The 19,701-nt window shown below is 52.9% G+C and carries 14 protein-coding genes; 4 read left to right on the top strand and 10 right to left on the bottom strand.

Annotation, left to right across the window (positions count from 1 at the left end; genetic code table 11):
* Nucleotides 1-75: 75 nt before the first annotated feature.
* Nucleotides 76-1,620: a chitobiase/beta-hexosaminidase C-terminal domain-containing protein gene (locus KM934_RS00945; RefSeq protein WP_215758732.1), complete on the bottom strand. Its 1,545-nt coding sequence runs from the start codon at nucleotides 1,618-1,620 to the stop codon at nucleotides 76-78.
* A 734-nt stretch (nucleotides 1,621-2,354) separates the two neighbouring features.
* On the opposite strand from KM934_RS00945, the gene KM934_RS00940 reads away from it, so the two are divergent.
* The 3 genes from KM934_RS00940 to KM934_RS00930 are packed head-to-tail and all read left to right on the top strand — an operon-like array spanning nucleotide 2,355 to nucleotide 6,044.
* The gene (locus KM934_RS00940) at nucleotides 2,355-3,320 is read left to right on the top strand and encodes a hypothetical protein (protein ID WP_215758731.1); all 966 of its coding nucleotides are present in this window, start codon (nucleotides 2,355-2,357) and stop codon (nucleotides 3,318-3,320) included.
* Nucleotides 3,268-5,478 (top strand): hypothetical protein, encoded by a 2,211-nt coding sequence (locus tag KM934_RS00935; protein ID WP_215758730.1) that lies wholly within the window; start codon nucleotides 3,268-3,270, stop codon nucleotides 5,476-5,478. The genes KM934_RS00940 and KM934_RS00935 overlap by 53 nt, the downstream gene beginning before the upstream one ends.
* Nucleotides 5,479-5,495: 17 nt before the next feature.
* Nucleotides 5,496-6,044 (top strand): hypothetical protein, encoded by a 549-nt coding sequence (locus KM934_RS00930; protein ID WP_215758729.1) that lies wholly within the window; start codon nucleotides 5,496-5,498, stop codon nucleotides 6,042-6,044.
* 417 nt (nucleotides 6,045-6,461) lie between these two features.
* Here the strand turns inward: KM934_RS00930 and KM934_RS00925 are convergent, their stop codons facing one another.
* The 6 genes from KM934_RS00925 to gap form a co-directional block, all read right to left on the bottom strand.
* The gene (locus KM934_RS00925; protein WP_215758728.1) at nucleotides 6,462-7,910 is read right to left on the bottom strand and encodes a glycoside hydrolase family 57 protein; all 1,449 of its coding nucleotides are present in this window, start codon (nucleotides 7,908-7,910) and stop codon (nucleotides 6,462-6,464) included.
* A 132-nt stretch (nucleotides 7,911-8,042) separates the two neighbouring features.
* Complete coding sequence (locus KM934_RS00920; protein WP_215758727.1) at nucleotides 8,043-9,311, bottom strand: glycosyltransferase family 4 protein; 1,269 nt, start codon at nucleotides 9,309-9,311, stop codon at nucleotides 8,043-8,045.
* Nucleotides 9,312-9,330: 19 nt separating this feature from the next.
* Nucleotides 9,331-11,274 (bottom strand): glycogen debranching enzyme N-terminal domain-containing protein, encoded by a 1,944-nt coding sequence (locus tag KM934_RS00915; protein ID WP_215758726.1) that lies wholly within the window; start codon nucleotides 11,272-11,274, stop codon nucleotides 9,331-9,333.
* A gap of 876 nt (nucleotides 11,275-12,150) precedes the next feature.
* A complete protein-coding gene (locus KM934_RS00910; protein ID WP_252344832.1) occupies nucleotides 12,151-13,083 on the bottom strand; it encodes a diacylglycerol/lipid kinase family protein in 933 nt (310 codons plus the stop codon).
* Nucleotides 13,084-13,145: 62 nt separating this feature from the next.
* Nucleotides 13,146-14,066 (bottom strand): tRNA (adenosine(37)-N6)-dimethylallyltransferase MiaA, encoded by a 921-nt coding sequence (gene miaA, locus KM934_RS00905; protein ID WP_252344831.1) that lies wholly within the window; start codon nucleotides 14,064-14,066, stop codon nucleotides 13,146-13,148.
* Nucleotides 14,067-14,170: 104 nt separating this feature from the next.
* Entirely contained in the window at nucleotides 14,171-15,205 is a 1,035-nt protein-coding gene (gap, locus tag KM934_RS00900) for a type I glyceraldehyde-3-phosphate dehydrogenase (RefSeq protein ID WP_215758725.1), read from the bottom strand.
* 419 nt (nucleotides 15,206-15,624) lie between these two features.
* Here gap and mscL point away from each other — a divergent pair, with 419 nt between their 5' ends.
* A complete protein-coding gene (gene mscL / locus KM934_RS00895) occupies nucleotides 15,625-16,050 on the top strand; it encodes a large-conductance mechanosensitive channel protein MscL (RefSeq protein ID WP_215758724.1) in 426 nt (141 codons plus the stop codon).
* A gap of 486 nt (nucleotides 16,051-16,536) precedes the next feature.
* Here the strand turns inward: mscL and KM934_RS00890 are convergent, their stop codons facing one another.
* From KM934_RS00890 to guaA, 3 genes are all read right to left on the bottom strand, one after another.
* Nucleotides 16,537-17,805, bottom strand: coding sequence for an acyloxyacyl hydrolase (locus KM934_RS00890; protein WP_252344830.1), 1,269 nt, complete (start codon nucleotides 17,803-17,805; stop codon nucleotides 16,537-16,539).
* 82 nt (nucleotides 17,806-17,887) lie between these two features.
* Nucleotides 17,888-18,037, bottom strand: a complete 150-nt coding sequence (locus tag KM934_RS00885) for a hypothetical protein (protein ID WP_215758723.1) — start codon at nucleotides 18,035-18,037, stop codon at nucleotides 17,888-17,890.
* Between the two features lie 32 nt (nucleotides 18,038-18,069).
* On the bottom strand, nucleotides 18,070-19,680 hold the full coding sequence (gene guaA, locus KM934_RS00880) for a glutamine-hydrolyzing GMP synthase (protein WP_215758722.1): 1,611 nt from the start codon (nucleotides 19,678-19,680) through the stop codon (nucleotides 18,070-18,072).
* Between the last annotated feature and the right edge of the window lie 21 nt (nucleotides 19,681-19,701).

The following is a 19,701-nucleotide window of genomic DNA, read 5'->3' as shown; positions in this document are numbered from 1 at the left end:
ACCGGATGGGGCGCAGGCGTTGTTGGGGTTATGGTGTGGCGTTGGCGGCTTGGCCGTCAGCGCGAGCCATGGGGTTTACTTGTTGAAGAACTTCTTGCCGTTCTGAATCACTACACCCTTGTAGTTCTTGCTGACGCGCTGGCCGGCGAGGTTGTACATGGGAGCGTTGGCGTTCATCTTATCGATGGTCACGTGGTTCACACCAGTGGTGTGGCCGTTCACTGAGATCAACTTGCTGTTGGCCTGCACCTCGGGAGTCTTTTCGGTGGTACCCTCCTTGACGTAGTTGATGAGCTGGCCCAGAATCTTCACCTGGTCACCCTTCTTCAGATAGAAGTCCTTGGTGTACTTGGCGCCATCGAAGCTCTTGCTGCGGAACACGATGAGTGAGTTGGCGGCTGTGCCGTCGTCAGAGATCTTGTAAGTGAGGTTGCCAAATTTGGCAAGGCCTGTGGTGTCGACCTCCTCGCAGATGGTACCCGTGATGTAGCAAACACCCTGGGGCTGCTTGTCGGCAGCGAGTGCTGCCAGAGCCTCAGAGGCGGTGAATGTCAGCGTGTCCTTCTGAGCCTCGCCCTCGGTCTTGCCGTTGAGCGAAACGAGGTAGTTGCCACGACCCAGCTCCACGATGTTGTTGTACTCGATGATCTTACCGCAGAGCACCACCTTGTCGCCCTTGGCGGGAACCTGCTTCATGTCGGTGTAGTTGGCCTCCTTGAAATACTTGCTGTTGTAAGCCATGATCTCATTTTCAGTGTTGCCGTCGTCAGAGATGTAGAAGTTGATGTCGTTGTACTGCGAAATGGCCTCGGCGGGCTGCGACACGATACCTGCCACATACACGTTCTTAGCGGGAGCTACGCCAGCCTTCTGCAGAGCGATCACATCCTCCACGTTGTAAGGCTTCTCCATTGTGCCCTCACCGTTGAGTGCCTTTTTCAGGAAGGTCTTAGTGGCAACTTCGCTTGCCTTGCCGCCCTTGTAAGCCACAGCCTGCACGGTGGTAGTTTGGTTGATGGTGAAAGGAGCGGTGTAGTTGAGCACCTCGCCACGGTCGTCGGTGGGATCGTCGCCATTGATGGTGTACTTGATGGTGGTACCCTCGCCAGCCGTGATGGTCACTGTGGTTGTCTCGGCGAAGATAGCATCACCTGAGATGACAGGAGTGGCCACAAAGTCGCCGCCAAGAGCGATGGTCACCTCGATAGAGCTGGCACGAAGCTGAGCCTTTGCGGTAAACTCCACTTTCGTGGCAGCGCCAGTCCAGGTGCCTGTCATGCCTTCATAGGTATACTTGCCAGTAGCTGCTCCGATGCAGTTGGGACCGTGTTTCTCTGCATCAGCACTCGCTGTGCAGTTGAATACTATCTGTGTAATGGTACCTGTTGTTGTTGAGAAAGTGGTTTTTGACCCCTGTCCCAAACGATACTGCTTGGCTGCAAAAGCACCTTTGTCACAAGAGATGCTAATGCCATCCTTCGCAACATTGTCTGCCACGGATACGGTTCCCTGACTACCCTTGTCGGTACCCGCTGTGAATGTCACCACCTTTTGAGCCATGGCAACATTGGCTACCAGTGCCATGATGAGCACCAGTGTCATGCGTAAAACTTTCTTCATAAGCATTAAATAATTATTAGATATTGCCTTTTGTTATGCAAAGATACAAAGAATAATGATAAGCTGCCTATACTTGGATGTTAATTTTCTATGAATTTGCGATTTGATGGTAAAGTGGGTTCAATGGTCCTTTGCGCTGACGTTTGCATGGATTGCTACCTATTTATATTTTAGGTCAGTAGAATGTCCGTAGAGTTCGTGGGCTGCGAAAACCAAGGGCAGCGCTGCCCAATGAATAGGGCACGGTTGAGACCACAAGTAAAACCGAATAAAAAACCGCAACAATCTAAAGTAAGAGTTCAGCAACTGGAACGGCGGTCTGCTGAGAGGGACTCTCGATATCAGCAATCTACAACCTTCTGACTCTCACGGAATGAAGCACTCTTGCCAAGTTTGGTGTCTGTGGTCTGGATTTCGAATCAGATTGAGGAAAGAAAGAAGAAAAACAAAGCGTTAGGTCGAATAGACTTTTAGCGTGACCTAATGCTTTTTATCAAAAAAACAGTTAATTATCAGTCTAAAAACAAATTATCTGTATTTCGGTATTGCGCAAGACGCAAAACTTCAATAACTTTGTCAACTGAAACAAAATTAGTTATATTCCATAACCCCACAAGTTGCCAAGAGATGAAGAAACCACAACCACCCCGGCACCCATTGCTACATAACAGGCAAGCAAACAGGTGCGCCAACGGTGGCTTAGCACCCACCGCATAACATCAAGGCAAAGCATTATGCGAAAGACAACAATCCTATTCCTATGGCTATGGGCCACACTCCTACTCTTTTCGGCCTGCAGCCATAAGAGCGGGAAGCGGCCAAGCGTTCGCGCAGTTTACTATTGGGCCACACAGTTCGACATCGACAGCGCCAAGCGCAACTTCCTGACCCGCCACGACATCAGCCGAATGTATGTGAGATACTTCGATGTGGTGGCCGACAGGAGCGGTCAGCCCATGCCCAACGCTACCCTTCGCTTTCTTACACTGCCCCCCAACGATGTGGAAATCGTGCCTACGGTGTTTGTCATGCCTGAGTGTTTGCGCGGCGACAACAGGCTATTGGCCCAGCGAATCGTAGCGCGAGTGAAGCAGATGAATGCCACAAACGACGTGGAGGGCGTAAAGGAAATGCAGATAGACTGCGACTGGACCGCCTCCACACGGCACGCTTACAACCTCTTTATGGCGGAGATGCTCCGGCTATGCCACAGCCACAACATGCGCTTGTCGTCCACCATAAGGCTGCATCAACTGTCGCAGGCACCACCTCCCGCCGACCGCGGGGTACTCATGATGTACAACACGGGCGACGTGGCCAACCCCGATTGCCACAAGCCCATCCTCAACATGCGCGACGCGGCACCCTACCTGAGCCGCCTCAACGATTATAAGTTGCCGCTATCCACTGCCTATCCGGTGTTCGCATGGCGCGTTCTCTTCCGCGGAAGGCAGTTTGTGGGCATCCTCCATAGCGACGACGACTATCCGCAACTGCCAACCGACAGCGTCTGCCTGCGCCAACCCACAATGGACGACATCAGAGAGGCTGTTCGGGCGGTGGAGAAACGACGGTCGGACGCCAACGACGAGATCATCGTTTTCGACCTCAGCAACAACAATCTGAAACGGTTTAACACAAACAACTATGAGGAAATTTATCATCGCGGCCGTTCTGCTGGCCGTTCTTCCAACAGGTAACATGCAGGCTTGTGTGTCGGAGGGTCCCACGCACAACAAGTATATGTTTAGCGTGTTTCGGCGCGACGCAATGGATGGACCGGCCTATCTTGCCGACATCAACCAATATTGGATCGACTATTGCAAAGGGCGCATAGCGGCCGACGACTACGATCGCACAGGCTACACGTTCTACAACAACCACCGTAGCGAGGTGCTCAAGGTGGCGCAGACCAAGGGCGACCAGGCCATGACAGCCTACCTGAAGTTGCTCAACCGATACATCGATGTGTGCGACCTCTTCACCGTAGACCGTTGGAGCTATCCCACCAAGGAGCAGTTGGCCACACGCAAGCAGAAAGCGCTGGCCATCCTCAATGCGGCCAAGGCGTATCGTGGCACCCAACTGCGACAACAATACACCTTGCTGCAGATGCGCGCCAACATGATTTTGGGCTACGACTTGGCCAATGCGAACCTATGGAACCAACATGTCAAACGCTTTGGCAAATCGTGCTGGCGCGAGGCCATGCAAAACATCTACGCCCGGACGCTCTACAAAAGCGGCAAACGTCTGGAAGCATGCGACCAATATGCCTTGACCAACGACATGAACTCGATTAAAAGGGTGATGGGCAACTACCGCAATTTGGCGGGCATCAAGAGCGTCTATGCGCAAAACCCCAACTCGCCAGCGCTCAACTACCTCGTGCAAGACTTCGTTAACAACGTGCAGGAGACGCTCGACCAGAAACCAAAGAACAGCGACGACTGTGAATGGCTGAACGAGATCGACGCGAAATGCATATTCCGCAATGAGGCATTGGCGTTTGTGGAGTTTGCCAAAACAGTGGCCAAGCAAGGCAAGAGCGCCACGCCCTGCCTTTGGTGGACAGCAGCAGGCATGACCGATTACCTGTTGGGCAACCAGCAACAAGCCATGGAAGAGACGGAACAGGCCCTTAACGCGGCTGGCACCCAGCGCATGAGCGACAACGCCAGGGCCATACGCCTGCTGGTTACCACACGAAGCGCTCGCCTGGACGATGCCTACACAACATATCTCCTGGGCGAGATGCGATGGTTAGACGGCATGATCAAGGCTGAGCGCAGCACCATGGCATACGACAACCACTACACCGACGTGAAGGACCGGGTGGTGCACAAGGGATTGGAGCCGCTCTTCGCCAAAGCGGGAAGGCCCTACATGGCCTTGGCCTTGTGCGACATGATGCGCCAAGAGGAAAGCGCCTATTACGCCATGGCTTACAAACGCGAAGAGCAAAAGGGTTACAGTAAATACCAATACATGAGGCACAGCCCTTGGGATGAGGTGTTCTGCCAGATGGATTCCATGAAAACCGACCAACTGGTGGGATATTATCGTTTTGTCACCTCCACGCCCAACAACGCCCTGGAGCGCTACACCGTGGCGCGCGCCTTCAAGGACGACCAGTATTTCAACGACCTTATCGGCACCAAATACATGGCTGAGGGGGCGTTTGCCAAGGCCATCCCATACCTTGAGAAGCTCTCCACGGAATTTATGTCGAACCAACCGATCAGCATCTACGAGGCCCAAACCAACTATGATGTGGTGCGATGGTTCAAGCGACAGCCCATCCATTACAACAGCAACGAATACTATTCGCCCGACAATGAGTATCATGAGGTAACCACAAACAAAAAACTTGAGTTTTGCAAAGAGATGATGCGGTTGCAAAGCCAGTATGCCCTGACACGCCAAGGCCAACCGCTTGAGGAGCTTTCATACCAATTGGCCGTGCGCTATTTCCAAGCATCGTGCTACGGAGACTGCTGGTGGATCACCCACCATTACAAGAGCGTGAGCGACAGCGCCCGCTCATGGGAGCTCGACTATGCCAAGCAGGCCATCGAACACCTGAACCTTTGCAAGCATAGCCAAGACGAGCAGATGCGTTACCGCACGCTGTATGCCCTCGCCTTCGTCCACGCCTACATTCCTGGCAACTCGTGGATGAGCATCACATACGACAAGGATTGGAACGAGGTGATGAACTATCGGCCCGAGTCGGCACAATACAAGGCACTTGCAGAACTCAACGATTACGCCACAAATCACCCCGAACGGATTGACGAGTACGCACGAAGATGCGATGTGTTGCAACGCTTTCAGGCTATGAACCATCAACCCTAACAAACGCATTAAGTCCCATGGCCCAACAAGACGAACCTTCCCTGACAACGCTACGCCCCCGACTCACTGTACGCCTCACGAAAGACGACATACAAGAGATGTGTCGTATCACACAAGGCGATCACAACCATCGGTTCAAGGAGGAGCTGTACGCGTTGACCAACGACACCGATCGTCGCGTGGCAACCAACGCCCTTTGGCTATTCCAACACTTTGCCAAGGCCGACAACGAATGGCTCTACGCCAAGCACGACGACCTTATTGACCATTGCCTCGCTACGAGCGACGCCACAAAACTGCGCCTAACGCTCAGCCTACTTCTGCGCCAGCCGTTCGAGGAATCGCAAGTGCGCACCGACTTCATCGACTATTGCTTAGACCACCTGACCGACGCGCGCCAACCCTACGCCATTCGAAGCCAATGCATGAAGCTCGCCTACATGCAAATGCGCTATTGGCCGGAACTGTTGGATGAACTAAAGCGAACCCTTGAACTCGTTGCCCGCAAGCCCATGTCGCCCGCCATCAAATCGGCGTGGCGCCAAGTTATGGCAAAAATGAAGTAAAGGCAACAGCCCCAATATGCCCAAAGCACAGGACATACATACCCTATCGTAAAACAAAAGAAATAAACCCAAATCGGTCATTAGACCGAAACAGGCGAAAGGTTAGGATCTTATAGCTTCTTTTCAACTCTTGTCAGCGTTTCTTTCGGCATCTTGCTTCCAGTCGCATTTCGCCATAGCCCGCTATGGCTTCACCGCGCCTGTCGCAACCTGCTCGAAACAAACGCTAACAAGAATTAAAATCTAATGACCGATTTGGGATAGATCTGCCTTACTCAGATGACCCAAGCCCATGGAGGAAGCCACATACCCATGAGACAAAAAACAATAAAGCCCCAGCCGAAATCGGAGTGATCCGACCTCGTCCGGGGCTTGCCTATGATTGTAAAACTATGAACTGACTAAGGGTGAGAAGCCTTACAGGGCTTCGTCGGCCTTCTGCTCAGCCTTCTTGCGCGGAGCGCGCTTGGCGGGAGCCTTCTTGGCAGGTTCTTTCTTGGCGGCAGTCTTCTTGGCAGGGGCATCAGCCTCCTTACCCTCATACTTCTCGCGCAACTTGTCGTTCTCAGCCTCAATCTTCTCGATCTTGGCCTGCAGGCGCTGAATTTCCTGGTCCTTCATCATGATCTCGTCGCCCTCATTCTTGATGGTGGTGAGCAGCGAGTTGAGCTGATCGTTGTCGATCTCAGGCGGATAGAGATCGTTGACACGCGTGATGAAGTCGCCCAAGATATTCATATAGTTGGTGAAAGCATCGAACGGACTGCTGTAGATGCCACGGTCCAATCCCACGTTAGAAGGCTTTGTGGTCATGAAACGGAAGTTGTTGCTTGCCTGTAGGTAATCCCAATCGACATTGATACGCGGGTCGTTGGCAATGCGCACACGCTCAGCCACGCTGTAAAGCTTCTCGAAAGCCTCACGCTGCATGGGGTTGCCCAGCCAACAGCTGACGTCGCGCTCCTCGTCCATCCACGAAAGCGTATCGGGCACGCACAGCTCGCCCACACTGTTTGTTGAGTCGAACACCTCCGACGGTGTGGCAAAGGCTACCCCCTTCTGCTTGGCGCAGACAGGAAGGGCATGAATGAAGTCGAGGATATTAGAGCTCAACGGCTGAGCAATGCCCAGTGCCGACAGCTCCATGAAGATGTTGACCACCTGCTCCTCCTCGGGCATCTCAGCGATGCGACCGATGTAGTTGTCAGCAAAGAGCGGATAACCCTCCCAACTGGTGTTGCTGAAACGCAAGCTGATGTCGTCGCTGAGCGTGATGTCGCGCAGCAGAAGCTTGAGGTTGGGAGCCATGGGGCAATGGTAAACATAGTGGGGGCTCTTCCATCCCAGCACATGCTTGGCACCCTCGGTAAGCATGCCCTTGAAGCCCATCTGGGCTGCCTGCATACCAATATCGTCGCTGTAGATAAGCGAAGAGTTGCGCAGCACGGTAGGCTTCTTGCCAAAATATTCCTTAATCTTCTTACACTGCTTCTTCACCTCGGCAGCGAAGCACTCCTCATCCTTGAGCGAGCTCAAGCCATGAGAGTAAGGCTCGGCGAGAAACTCCACGCAACCCGTTTGGTTGAGCTCCTGCAACTTCTCGAGCACCTGAGGCGCATGCACCTCAAGCTGCTCAATGCCTACGCCCGACAGCGAGAACGCCACCTTGAAGAAATCGCCGTTCTCCTCGATCATCTTGCCGATGGTGTTGAGGGCGGGCATGTACGAGCGCTCCACGGTGTCGTTAACGCTACGCTCGTTCTCGTAGTCGTCGTAATAATAATGGTCGGTACCGATATCAAAGAAACGGTAACGTTTCAGATGGACGATCTGATGTATCTCAAAATATAAGCAGATTTTTTTCATTGTTCTTTGTGAGATTTACGCTCCGTCGTCGCAACCGGTTAAGGGCCGAAACGGTTCGGAGACGTTTGTATGATTAATGATGAAGGTTAATAATTGTTGTATCGTTGTTGATGAGCGATGACGCCAGGCTTATCAAATCCAATGCATCGTGCGCATGTAGAGCTCGCGTATCCAGCGTCCCACCTTCTCCCAGGTAATCTGGTCGACCTCGCGTTTTCCCTCCTCTTGCAGGTAGTGGAACAGGCTGTCGTTGTGGCAGATGCTATAGATGGAGTCGGCAAGGGCGTGGATGTCCCAGTAGTCCACCTTGATACAGTTGTTCAAGATCTCAGCGCAACCGCTCTGCTTCGATATGATGGTGGGCGTGCCACACTGCATGGCCTCGAGCGGCGAGATGCCAAACGGCTCCGACACCGAAGGCATGACATACACATCAGAGTCTTTCAGGCACTCGTACACCTGCTTGCCACGCATGAATCCGGGGAAGTGGAAGCGGTCGGCAATGCCGCGCTCAGCGGCCAGGTAGATCATCTGGTCCATCATGTCGCCCGATCCCGCCATGCAGAAACGGATGTTGCGTGTGCGGTGGAGCACCATATTGGCGGCCTCAACGAAATACTCGGGGCCCTTCTGCATGGTCAGTCGACCGAGGAAGGTTACCACCTTCTCCTTGTTGGTGTGGTCGGGGCGGGGAATGGCGTTATACTCATCGTTGAGCGGATAAACGGCATTGTGCACCGTGAACACCTTGCGCGGATCCTGATGATACTGGTTGATGACCGTGTTGCGTGTCAGGTCAGAAACACACATGATGCAATCGGCATGATCCATGCCGTCCTTCTCAATGGAATAGACGGTGGGGTTCACATGGCCACGGCTACGGTCGTAGTCGGTGGCGTGCACGTGGATACACAGCGGCTTGCCGCTCACCTGCTTGGCGTGGATGCCTGCGGGATAGGTGAGCCAGTCGTGGGCGTGGATGATGTCGAACTCCTCGCTACGCGCCACCACACCGGCAATGATCGAATAATTGTTGATTTCCTCGTGCAGATTGCCCGGGTAACCGCCTGCAAACTCCATGCAACCCAAGTCGTTGACATGCATAAAGTTGAAGTCGGCATAGATATGGTCGCGGTATCTGTAATACTCGTGGGGATCCATGAGGTTGCCCACCCTACTGCTTACGTAGTCGAAGTTGACGTCGCGGTAAGCGATGGGCACACAGTTCATAGGAACGATGCGCGCGTAGGTGCGGTCCTCGTCGCCCCATGGCTTAGGCAAGCAGAGCGTTATGTCGACGTCGCCCTGTGCGTGAAGACCCTCAGATATACCAAAATTGGCTGTGGCTAAACCTCCATACACATGAGGAGGATATTCCCATCCAAACATTAAGACTTTCATAGACGTGTCCTCCTTATGATTAATATTTATACTTTTCGAGTTGTTCCAATGCACGCAGGATCTCAGCAACGTTCATGGCGAACGAGATAGCGCCACGTCCGTGGAAAGGCGGGTTGCCGTCGAACAGCTCGGGGAGCGTGCCCAGGCAGTGGTACATCATCTCCTCCTCGTAGCCCACCATCTGTCGCTCTATGAAGCTCAGGCGCGTACGCTTGTAGAGCTTCATGCTGGCCTCCATGTAGAAGCCGAAGAGCCAGGGCCACGCTGTGCCCTGATGATAGGCATAGTCGCGCTGCGTCTGCGGTCCGACGTACATGGGGTTGTAGCCGCCGCTCTTCGGCGAGAGCGAGCGCATGCCCTTGGGCGTGAGCAACTCACGGGTGCAGAAGTCGATGATGCTCTTCTTCTGTGCGTTATCGAGTGGCGAATAATCGAACGCCACAGGGAATATCATGTTCGGACGAACGCTCTGCTCACGAAGGTCGCCCTCCACATAGTCGTAGAGATAACCGAACGGGTTGACAAAAGTAGCCACAAACGACTCCTTGGCCTGCGCGGCCACTTTCTCCATGCGGTCGGCATCGGCTTGCTTGCCAGCCTTGCTTGCCAGCTCGGCGCCAAACATCAGGGCGTTGTACCACAGGGCGTTGATCTCCACCACGAAACCTGAGCGCGGCACGATGGGGCGTCCGTTGGCAGTTGAGTTCATCCAGGTAACAGCCTGCTGCTTGCCATCGGTTTTCACGAGGCCATTGTCCTCAAGGGTGAGGTTGGGATGTTGCTGTTCCTTGATGAAATGGAGAATGTCCCAAACGAGCTGTCCGTATTTCTCCAGGCACTTGTCGACGCCTGCCTCCTTGGCATATTGCTGAATGGCCCAAATGGCCCACAGCGGCACGTCGGGATGCTCAATCTCGTAGAGCTTCACCGTGAGGGGCTTCTGCTCCATAAACTCGCGCAGGCCCTTTTCGGCGGTCTTCATGGCGGCCTCGAAGAACTCATACTCCTCGATCGACAGCGTCAGACCGGGCAATGAGATAAAGGTATCGCGCGCACGAGGCTTGAACCAAGGATAACCGGCAAGGATATACGCGTCGCCGTTCTTGTCCTCCACATGGAACTGGTGGGCGGCATTGACCAAGCAATGGAAGAAATTGTCGCGGGGCGAGCGCTCGTCCACTTCCTCCTGGAAAAGTTTCTTCAGTCCACTGGTCTTCGAAGCCGACGTAGAGGCGGCGAAAACGATGCTCTCGCCCTTGCGGATCGACATCTCAAAATAACCAGGGGCGTACAGATCCTCGTTAGAGGCGTAACCGCGCTCCTGCTCCTTCGGATACTCTATGCCACGGTACCAGTCGGGCTGGAACACAAATTCGTTTTTCTTGGAGAACTGCATGAACAGGTCGGGATAACCGGCATACATGCATGTCTTGATACCATTGTCGACCTCGCTATAGGCGCGACTTGCCACTGCGTTCTCGTGCGTAAACTGGCGCACACTGCGGAAAGCGAGGAAGGGACGGAAACGAAGCGTGGTGGCCGAGTGAGCGTCGTCGAGGGTATAGCGAATCAAGATGCGGTCTTCAAAATGCTGGAAGACAACTTCCTTTCTTAAAACGACTCCTCCCACACGGTAAATGGTTGTGGGCACTTTGTCACAATCAAACTCACGGATGTACTTGTGACCATTAGGACTGAAATTGTTGCCCTGATACTTATGCAGGCCAAGGTTGAACTCTGCTCCATGCTGTATGACTGAACAGTCGAGCGACGACAGAAGAACGTGGTTCTCATCGTCTAAACTGGGGACTGGAACAACGAGCAATCCGTGGTATTTGCGCGTGTTGCAGTCTACAATCGTGGAGCATGAGTAAGCACCCGACCGATTCGTACGGAGAATTTCCTTCCCCAACGAGTCTTGCAAGTTGGTCATCAGCGCTCTTTCGAATCTAAGATAACTCATAGTTCTCAATTAAGGTTTTATATTGTTTTAGATAAATTCATTAGGTAAGGTGCGAGCTTATGAAAGCGGGCTCCAAGCCTCCTTTTGCGCTCAAAGTTAATAAAATTATTACAAAGTGCAAAGTAAAACACGAGTTATTTTGAATAAAAATATAGGGTTCGGGTAAACAGATGCTTATCTCACCGCATTTTAAGAGGATGAAATCGCTGACCAACATGCGGCTTTCCAACGGTTGACACACGTTGGGGGAATTTGACACCTGTAAGGTTTTTTGGTTAAAAAGTTGTGCTGGATTTTCGGGTGAAATAGAGCACAAAATAGCCATTTTCAAGCTATGGAAGACCCCAAAAAGGGCTTCGCCTTTGCGAAAAGCCATGTATCGAGGTGCGATCGGGCATGTTTCGCACTGCGATAGGGCATGTTTCGAGGCTCGGAAAGGCATCTTTCGCCATAGGAAAAGGCATGTATCGCAACAAGAAATACGGAATCGGGAACCCGAAACGGGCCACTCGAACGATAACCGTCTGAATGTCAGGCGAATACATAAGCACAACGAGAATCGCGTATTTTCGCCTCATCGTTTGCTCATCGAAAAGAAATGTGTAGTTTTCACTATAGTTTGTTGTCTATTTTCAACCATCTTACGTAAGCTATGGCGTTGCTTACGTTGTTCCCAAACGGCAAAAAGGGCGATGGCGTTAGCCTTTTACCCAATGGTCCACAAAAAGAAAGCGCAAGAACGATTTGGCATCACAAAATCATTCTTGCACCTATATCAAGCGATTGGAAAGTCAACCTAAGAGCGCGCTCACGGCAGCACGGGGCGTTGCGGTAAGCCGTTTGCCGCTTGGGACACGTCTACAAAAAGAGGTGAAATCAATCGGGAATGAGGAAATTGATGACCTCCTGCTCCACCGTTATCTTAAACGGACCGACGGGGGTGTGCATCAATCGTCCGTCGATGCCCACGAGGGCATGCTCAGCTTGCTCCACTACCACCTCGCGGGTGCGGTACGGGTGCACTGAGTGGTGGTTGAGTATCTTGCCCTTGAGGAACAGGTAGATGCCCTCGAAGAGTTGGGTTACGCCCGGATGATACACCACCGACACATCGAGCAAGCCATTGTAGGGCACGGCGTTAGGCGTTTGTCCATAGCCCGTGGCGTTGCCCACGCACATCGTCATCACACGACGGTCTATGCGATCGGTGTTGATCTTGATCTTCATGCGGTAGTCGAGCCGCTGGAAAATCATCAGGACAAACGAGAACAGGAACGACAACGAGCGTGAGCCGAAGAGGTGACGCGTCTGACGGCGCAGGTTCATGATGGCAGCGATAAGGCCCACATTGATGCAGTTGAGGAAGTAGCGACGGCACGCCTCACCCTTGCGGTTGGTGTAACGAATGCAGCCCAGGTCGATCTTACGCACACGGCGTTCCTTCAACCACTTGATGGTTTGCTCGTAATTGTCCTCGTCGAACTCCCAGAAATGTGCGAAATCGTTCATCAGGCCATTGGGTATGATGCCCAAGGCCACCGTGTCGCGCACGCGCTTCTCATGACACATGAGGCAGTTGATGGCGTCGTTCAACGCGCTGTCGCCACCCACAATGACAATGGTGTGGTAGCCGTTGTTGACAAACATCTTCACCAGGCGCTCCACACTTGGCATGTTCTCACTCGTGACATGGTCGTAGGATATGCCGTTTTCCTTCAGGCACGCCTCTATCTTGGCCCACCGCTTGGCTGAGCCTCCGAAGATTCCCGACTTCGGACAATAAATGATTCCCCAACGATTATCTTCCATAATTGTATCTCTTCCGGCTCTCCCACACAGGCGAGCCACATGTATTTATTAGGTGTAACGCATCAGGCCATGAGACCTTTGATGTCCGCCAGGATGCTGTCTGTCGGTTGTTGGGCGTCGATCCAATGGATCGTGAGGCCCCGACGCTCCATTCCGCGGAACCACGTCATCTGCCTTTTTGCAAACTGATGGATGGCTATCTCCAACTGGCGGAACATTTCCTTGTAGCTTAGTTTGCCGATCGCATACTCGGTGACGTATTTATATTCCAAACCGTAGTATGTGAGGTCTTCGGGCGGAATGCCCCTTTGCAGCAATCCGCGTATCTCGTCGACCATGCCTCCGTCAAGGCGACGGGCCAAACGGTCGCTGATTTTCTTGCGACGGTAGTCGCGGTCGACGCTCAGACCGACAATCACCGAATCGATTGGCGGCATGGTCCGCAGTTCGGTAGCATGCTCGAGGTTGTAGGTCTCAATCTCAATGGCGCGAATGGCACGCTGGCATGAGTCCACATCCGTTACGTTGTGCATCACCGAACCTGCCTTCTTCTTCAAATCTTCGAGCAGGGCGGTCAGTTCGGGAAGCGTCTTTCCCTCAAGGCTTTGGCGCAACTCGGGGTTCTGGGGGACAGGCGACAAGGCGTAGCCCTTGAGCACCGCCTCAATGTAGAGGCCCGTGCCGCCACATAGAACGGGAGTAACGCCACGGCTGCAGATATCGTTGTAGGCCACCGTGAAATCCTGCTGGTACTGAAAAAGGTTGTATTTGGTTCCCGCATCGACAATGTCTATAAGGTGGTAAGGCACCAGTTGACCTTCCACAACATAATCCTCCAGGTCTTTTCCTGTGCCGATGTCCATACCCCGATACACCTGACGAGAGTCGGCGGAGAGAATCTCGCCACCGATGTCGTGGGCCAATCGTGCCGCGACAGCTGTCTTGCCCGATGCCGTGGGGCCAAGTATGGTTATCATCTTCATGCCGCAAATGTAGCTAAATTATTGCAAATGAGCAAGAATAATAACAAAAAACCGCTCTTCCTTTATCGGGAAGAGCGGTTTGATATGTTCGAAACCTTACGGTATTACTTCATCTCAGCGAAGTACTTGATGGTGCGAACCATCTGAGAAGTGTAAGAGTTCTCGTTGTCGTACCAGCTCACAACCTGCACCTGATAGGTGTCGTCGTCGATCTTGCTGACCATGGTCTGAGTAGCGTCGAACAGTGAGCCGAAGCGCATGCCGATGATATCAGAAGAAACGATAGGATCCTCGTTGTAACCGAAGCTCTCGTTAGAAGCAGCCTTCATGGCAGCGTTGATGCCCTCAACGGTAACATCCTTGCCCTTAACAACAGCAACCAGGATAGTGGTAGAACCTGTAGGAGTCGGAACGCGCTGTGCAGAACCGATCAGCTTACCGTTCAGCTCAGGGATAACGAGGCCGATAGCCTTGGCAGCACCTGTTGAGTTAGGAACGATGTTCTGAGCACCTGCACGTGAACGACGGAGGTCGCCCTTACGCTGAGGACCGTCCAGAATCATCTGGTCGCCTGTGTAAGCGTGGATAGTAGACATGATACCAGACTGGATGGCGGCGTACTTGTTCAGAGTGTCAGCCATAGGAGCCAAGCAGTTTGTTGTGCAAGAAGCTGCAGAGATGATAGTGTCAGCAGTTGTCAGAGTCTTGTGGTTGGTATTGTAAACGATGGTGGGAAGATCGTTACCTGCAGGAGCAGAGATCACAACCTTCTTAGCGCCAGCTTTGAGGTGGGCAGAAGCCTTCTCCTTAGATGTGTAGAAGCCAGTGCACTCGAGAACGACGTCAACGTCGAGCTCACCCCAAGGAAGCTCAGCAGCGTTAGGCTTAGCGTAGATAGTAATCTCCTTACCATCAACGATGATAGAGTTATCAGTTGCCTCAACAGTGTGCTTACCCTCGCCGTACTTGCCAGCGAAACCACCCTGTGCGGTGTCATACTTCAGAAGGTGAGCCAACATCTTAGGAGATGTGAGGTCGTTGATTGCAACTACCTCGTAACCCTCTGCCTCAAACATCTGACGGAATGCGAGACGGCCGATACGACCGAAACCATTAATAGCTACTTTAACATTTGCCATTTTACTAATATTTTAGAATTGTTAAAAATATGACCTTCAATGAAACGGGGCCTTATCTTTCCACGGTTTGAACGCATTTGTTCTACCGTTTGAACTTTCAGGCTTTTCAACAAGAGGTAACTTCAACAGCAGTTTGCTATAAACTTTTGTAAAAATTCTCCTCTGTTCGCGTGCAAAGTTACAAAGATTTTTTAATTTTGCAGACGAATCAAGTATTAAATTATTAAAAAAAGAAACGGAGAGTTCAAGGAGTTGTATATGCAGGTGTGCGGAAACGTGTAAGTGTAACACCGACATGACAATCTGAACGGTCACCCACACGACGTCGACTGCGCACTCATGGGACAGGGGTCAACGACTCTTGTTACCTCCAAAATCTTTCCAAAAACCACTTAAACATTATTTAAATCTTATTGATTATGGGAAAGTTTATCAATGAATTCAAGGCGTTCGCAGTGAAGGGTAACGCCGTCGACATGGCCGTGGGTGTGATCATCGGCGGCGCTTTCGGAAAAATTGTGTCGAGCATTGTCAACGACCTCATCATGCCTCCTATCGGTTGGCTCATCGGCGGCGTCAACTTCTCCGACCTGAAGATAACGCTTCCGGCTGAGAAGATTGCCGACGGCATAGAAATGCAGGCCGCCACCATCAATTATGGCAGTTTCATCCAGAACCTCATCGACTTCGTCATCATCGCGTTCTGCGTGTTCCTCTTGGTGAAGGGCATCAACAAGTTGGCTAACAAAAAGCAAGAGAAGCCTGCTCCCACACCTGCCCCGGAACCCTCTGCCGAGGAGAAGCTGCTCGCCGAGATTCGCGATTTGATGAAGGAGAAGAAATAAATTGCCATCCCACAACGTTCTTCACGTAGTGGGTTGCCATGCCACAAGGCTTTGCAAAAGGGTTGGATTCAATCGCGCTTGATTCTCCAGCCCTCCTTCCCCTATCGGGCATCAGGCCAAAACAGGCGGATTGTTTAGACGCGGCGGATTCTATCCAACGCTTGCCAACGTTTCTTTCGGCTTCTTGCTCCACCATAGCTCGCTACGCTTTCAACGCACCCGCCGCAACCAGCATGAAACAAACGCTCATTGGGATTAACATCTAATGAACGACTGGCGATTAACGTTCAACGTTTTCGTTAAGCCAGATGAGCAGAGGTAAGATCACTTAAGCTCTGCCATGGCGAGAAAACGTGCCATGAAATGGAACCTATAAGAGCCATTCCTGCCTCATTGGTCAGGAATGGCTCTCTTCATTTTCTCACTTCGGAAAAACCTGCAAAGTAGGTCCAAACGAACGAACAGGGATGTGGGTTCGAGGCTTTCTTACAGGCGGAAAGGCCAACTGAGCGACACTTCTGTGTAGTCGGCCTTGACCTTATGGGCCTTGACGTTGGCTCCCACCTGCAAACCGCCCAGGCGCCTGAAGGTGTAATGTAAGCCAATGCGTTCATAATAAGGCTTTTCCAACGCTTTCGCCGTATGCCCCACATGGCGGTAAACATACACGCCAAGCGCCATGCTGAGCGACAATTGATGCCAAAACACCTCGTGCTTTCCAGATATTCCCACACTCCAAGGGACCTGTTTGTCATGATAGCCTGCCGCCTGATCGAGCTCTCGGATGTGCGATGTGTAAGTGCTATAGAAAGCATCGACCCCCACTCCTGAGGCCCAACGACGTTGGTAACGGCACATCACGTCGGCCGACAAGGCATAGGTGGTATACACCTTGAAATCTTCTGTTTGGTAGTTGGGGTCGCCAGGCGGCGTCTGCATCTGCGTTTTCTTCCAGTCTTCCTCAAGGGCCTTGGCGCCCACAGAAGCCGTCAGGTTCAGGTACCAATAGGGGTTGAAGGGTTGGCGGGGTGCCCACGACTTTGCGTCGACAACCTCTTTATAATAGGGCATGTAAACAACACCCAACGAAGGAGCGACAAAATTGGCTCCCTTATTGGGGCGATTCAAGGCCCCGTTGCTATGGTGGTAATACTCTAAGCCGGCCCGTAAGCCCCAGTTCTCTGCCATGCGCCACGTGAGGTGCAGCCCTGTGCCGAAGTAGATGAGCCACCGCGAGCCAATGAGTTCGTTGTCGACATTGTTCTCCTTGTTGTACTTGCGCCTCGAATAACTCGTTCCGAAGCTGATCGAATAGTCGGCCATCCAGTGGCGTGAGCGGAAGAAGGGGCGCGTAAAGGTGCCATAAGCCGACACCACATTGCCCATCCGCGAGTCGTAGTCCGCCTCTTGGGCCATACCCCACGTAGGGTCTTGTGCCTTGTGCATGGTTACCCCGTGGTCGAAATGGTATCGCATACCGGCGCTGATGGTAGGATAACCGAAGTCGCGAGCGAAGGCATCGCTGTCCAACGGCAGTGGTGTGTATGCCACTTCGAGGGCAGCGGTCAGGTTGTTTCGGCCCTTCTGCCACATGCCTTGGTAACTATCCATCACAATGGCTCGGCCGGGCAACACGGCAACACCCCCACCCCAATGACGCCATTGGAGCGAGTCGCCAGCCACACAGCGGACGCCCCCTATCACAAACAGGCACCACACCAAGAGCCAAAAGCGCATGCGCATATTTACTTTCAAAAACTCCCTAGTTATCCTTCTTGCCTAAAGCGGCGAAGAAACCAAAGCCCCTTCGTTGGGAAGGGGCTCGGTTGTTGTTATCTTACTTGCGTATATAGTCCTTCGCCACCAAGTCATAGTAGAGCGCTTCGAGCTCAGCGAGCGACAAGCGCTCCACACTATGTTCGATGGTTCGGATGAGTTCGTCGCGGCGACCCTCATCATCGCCGCCAAAGTGGGTGTAAACCTTCATCGTCGAATCACATTGATGACGCATCGAGCGACTTACTCCCACTCGATTGTTGAAGGCGGCTTTGAAGAGATATCGTAGCACACGCGGTTCACGCCACGCACCTTATTGATGATCTCGTTCGACACCTTGGCCATGAAGTCATAAGGCAGGTGGGCCCAATCGGCCGTCATGGCATCGGTGGATGTTACGGCACGGAGAGCCACGGGGTGCTCATAGGTACGCTCATCGCCCATCACTCCTACCGAGCGAACGGTAGAGAGCAGCACCGTACCGGCCTGCCAAATCTGGTCGTAGAGCGACACCTCAATCTCGCCATTCTGCATATCGGCGGGCACGCCGGCAGCCAGCACACGACGAGCCTCCTCGCCCGAGAGCTTCACCTTGTACTCGCGCAGGCCGCGGATATAGATATCGTCGGCATCTTGCAGGATGCGCACCTTCTCGGGCGTGATGTCGCCGAGGATACGAACGGCAAGACCCGGACCCGGGAACGGGTGGCGTGTGATGAGATGCTCAGGCATACCGAGCGAACGGCCCACGCGGCGCACCTCGTCCTTGAACAGCCATTTCAACGGCTCGCAGAGCTGCAGGTTCATCTCCTTGGGCAGTCCGCCCACATTATGATGGCTCTTAATGACCTTGCCGGTGATGTTGAGACTCTCGATGCGGTCGGGATAGATCGTTCCCTGGGCAAGCCATTTGGCACCCGTTTGCTTCTTCGCCTCGGCGTTGAACACCTCCACGAAGTCGCGTCCGATGATCTTACGCTTCTCCTCAGGGTCGGTAACGCCAGCGAGGTCGGCAAAGAACTTCTCTGAAGCGTCCACGCCAATCACGTTGAGCCCCAATCCCTCGTAGTCCTTCATCACATCGTGGAACTCGTTCTTGCGGAGCATTCCATGGTCCACGAAGATACAGGTGAGGTTCTTTCCGATAGCTCTGTGGAGCAACACAGCGGCCACGCTTGAGTCGACACCACCCGAAAGGCCGAGTATCACCTTGTCGTCGCCCAGCTGCGCCTTGAGCTCCTTCACCGTGGTGTCGACGAACGAGTCGGCGCTCCAGTCCTGCTTGCTACCGCAGATGTCGACCACGAAGTTCTTCAGGAGTTGCGTTCCCTGCAAAGAGTGGAACACTTCGGGATGGAACTGCACGGCCCAAACAGGCTGCTTGGTTGAGGCATATGCGGCAAACTTCACGTTGGCCGTAGAGGCGATGCACTCATAGTCCTGCGGGATGGCAGTGATGGTGTCGCCGTGGCTCATCCAAACCTGCGAGTTGTCGACGAAGCCCTTGAAGAGCGCATTTTGCTTATCGAACTTCTCAAGGTTAGCACGTCCGTACTCGCGCGAGTCGGCAGCCTCCACCTTTCCGCCGTTGGCGTAAGAGATGTACTGCGCGCCGTAGCAAATGCCGAGCACGGGAATTCTGCCGATAAACTGGCTCAGGTCCACCTTGAAAGCCTCCTTGTCGTGAACGCTGTATGGCGATCCGCTGAGGATGACTCCAATGACGGAGGGGTCGTCCTTCGGAAACTTGTTGTAGGGCATGATCTCGCAGAAGGTGTCGAGCTCACGCACACGACGGCCAATGAGCTGCGTGGTCTGTGAACCAAAGTCGAGGATGATTATCTTCTGTTGCATATATTGTGAAAAATGTGTGAG

This window comes from Hallella faecis (assembly GCF_018789675.1).
In the GTDB taxonomy this organism is placed as follows: Bacteria; Bacteroidota; Bacteroidia; order Bacteroidales; family Bacteroidaceae; genus Prevotella; species Prevotella faecis.
The sequence above is the reverse complement of the archived record's forward strand: the minus strand, read 5'-3'. Positions and strand labels throughout refer to the sequence as shown.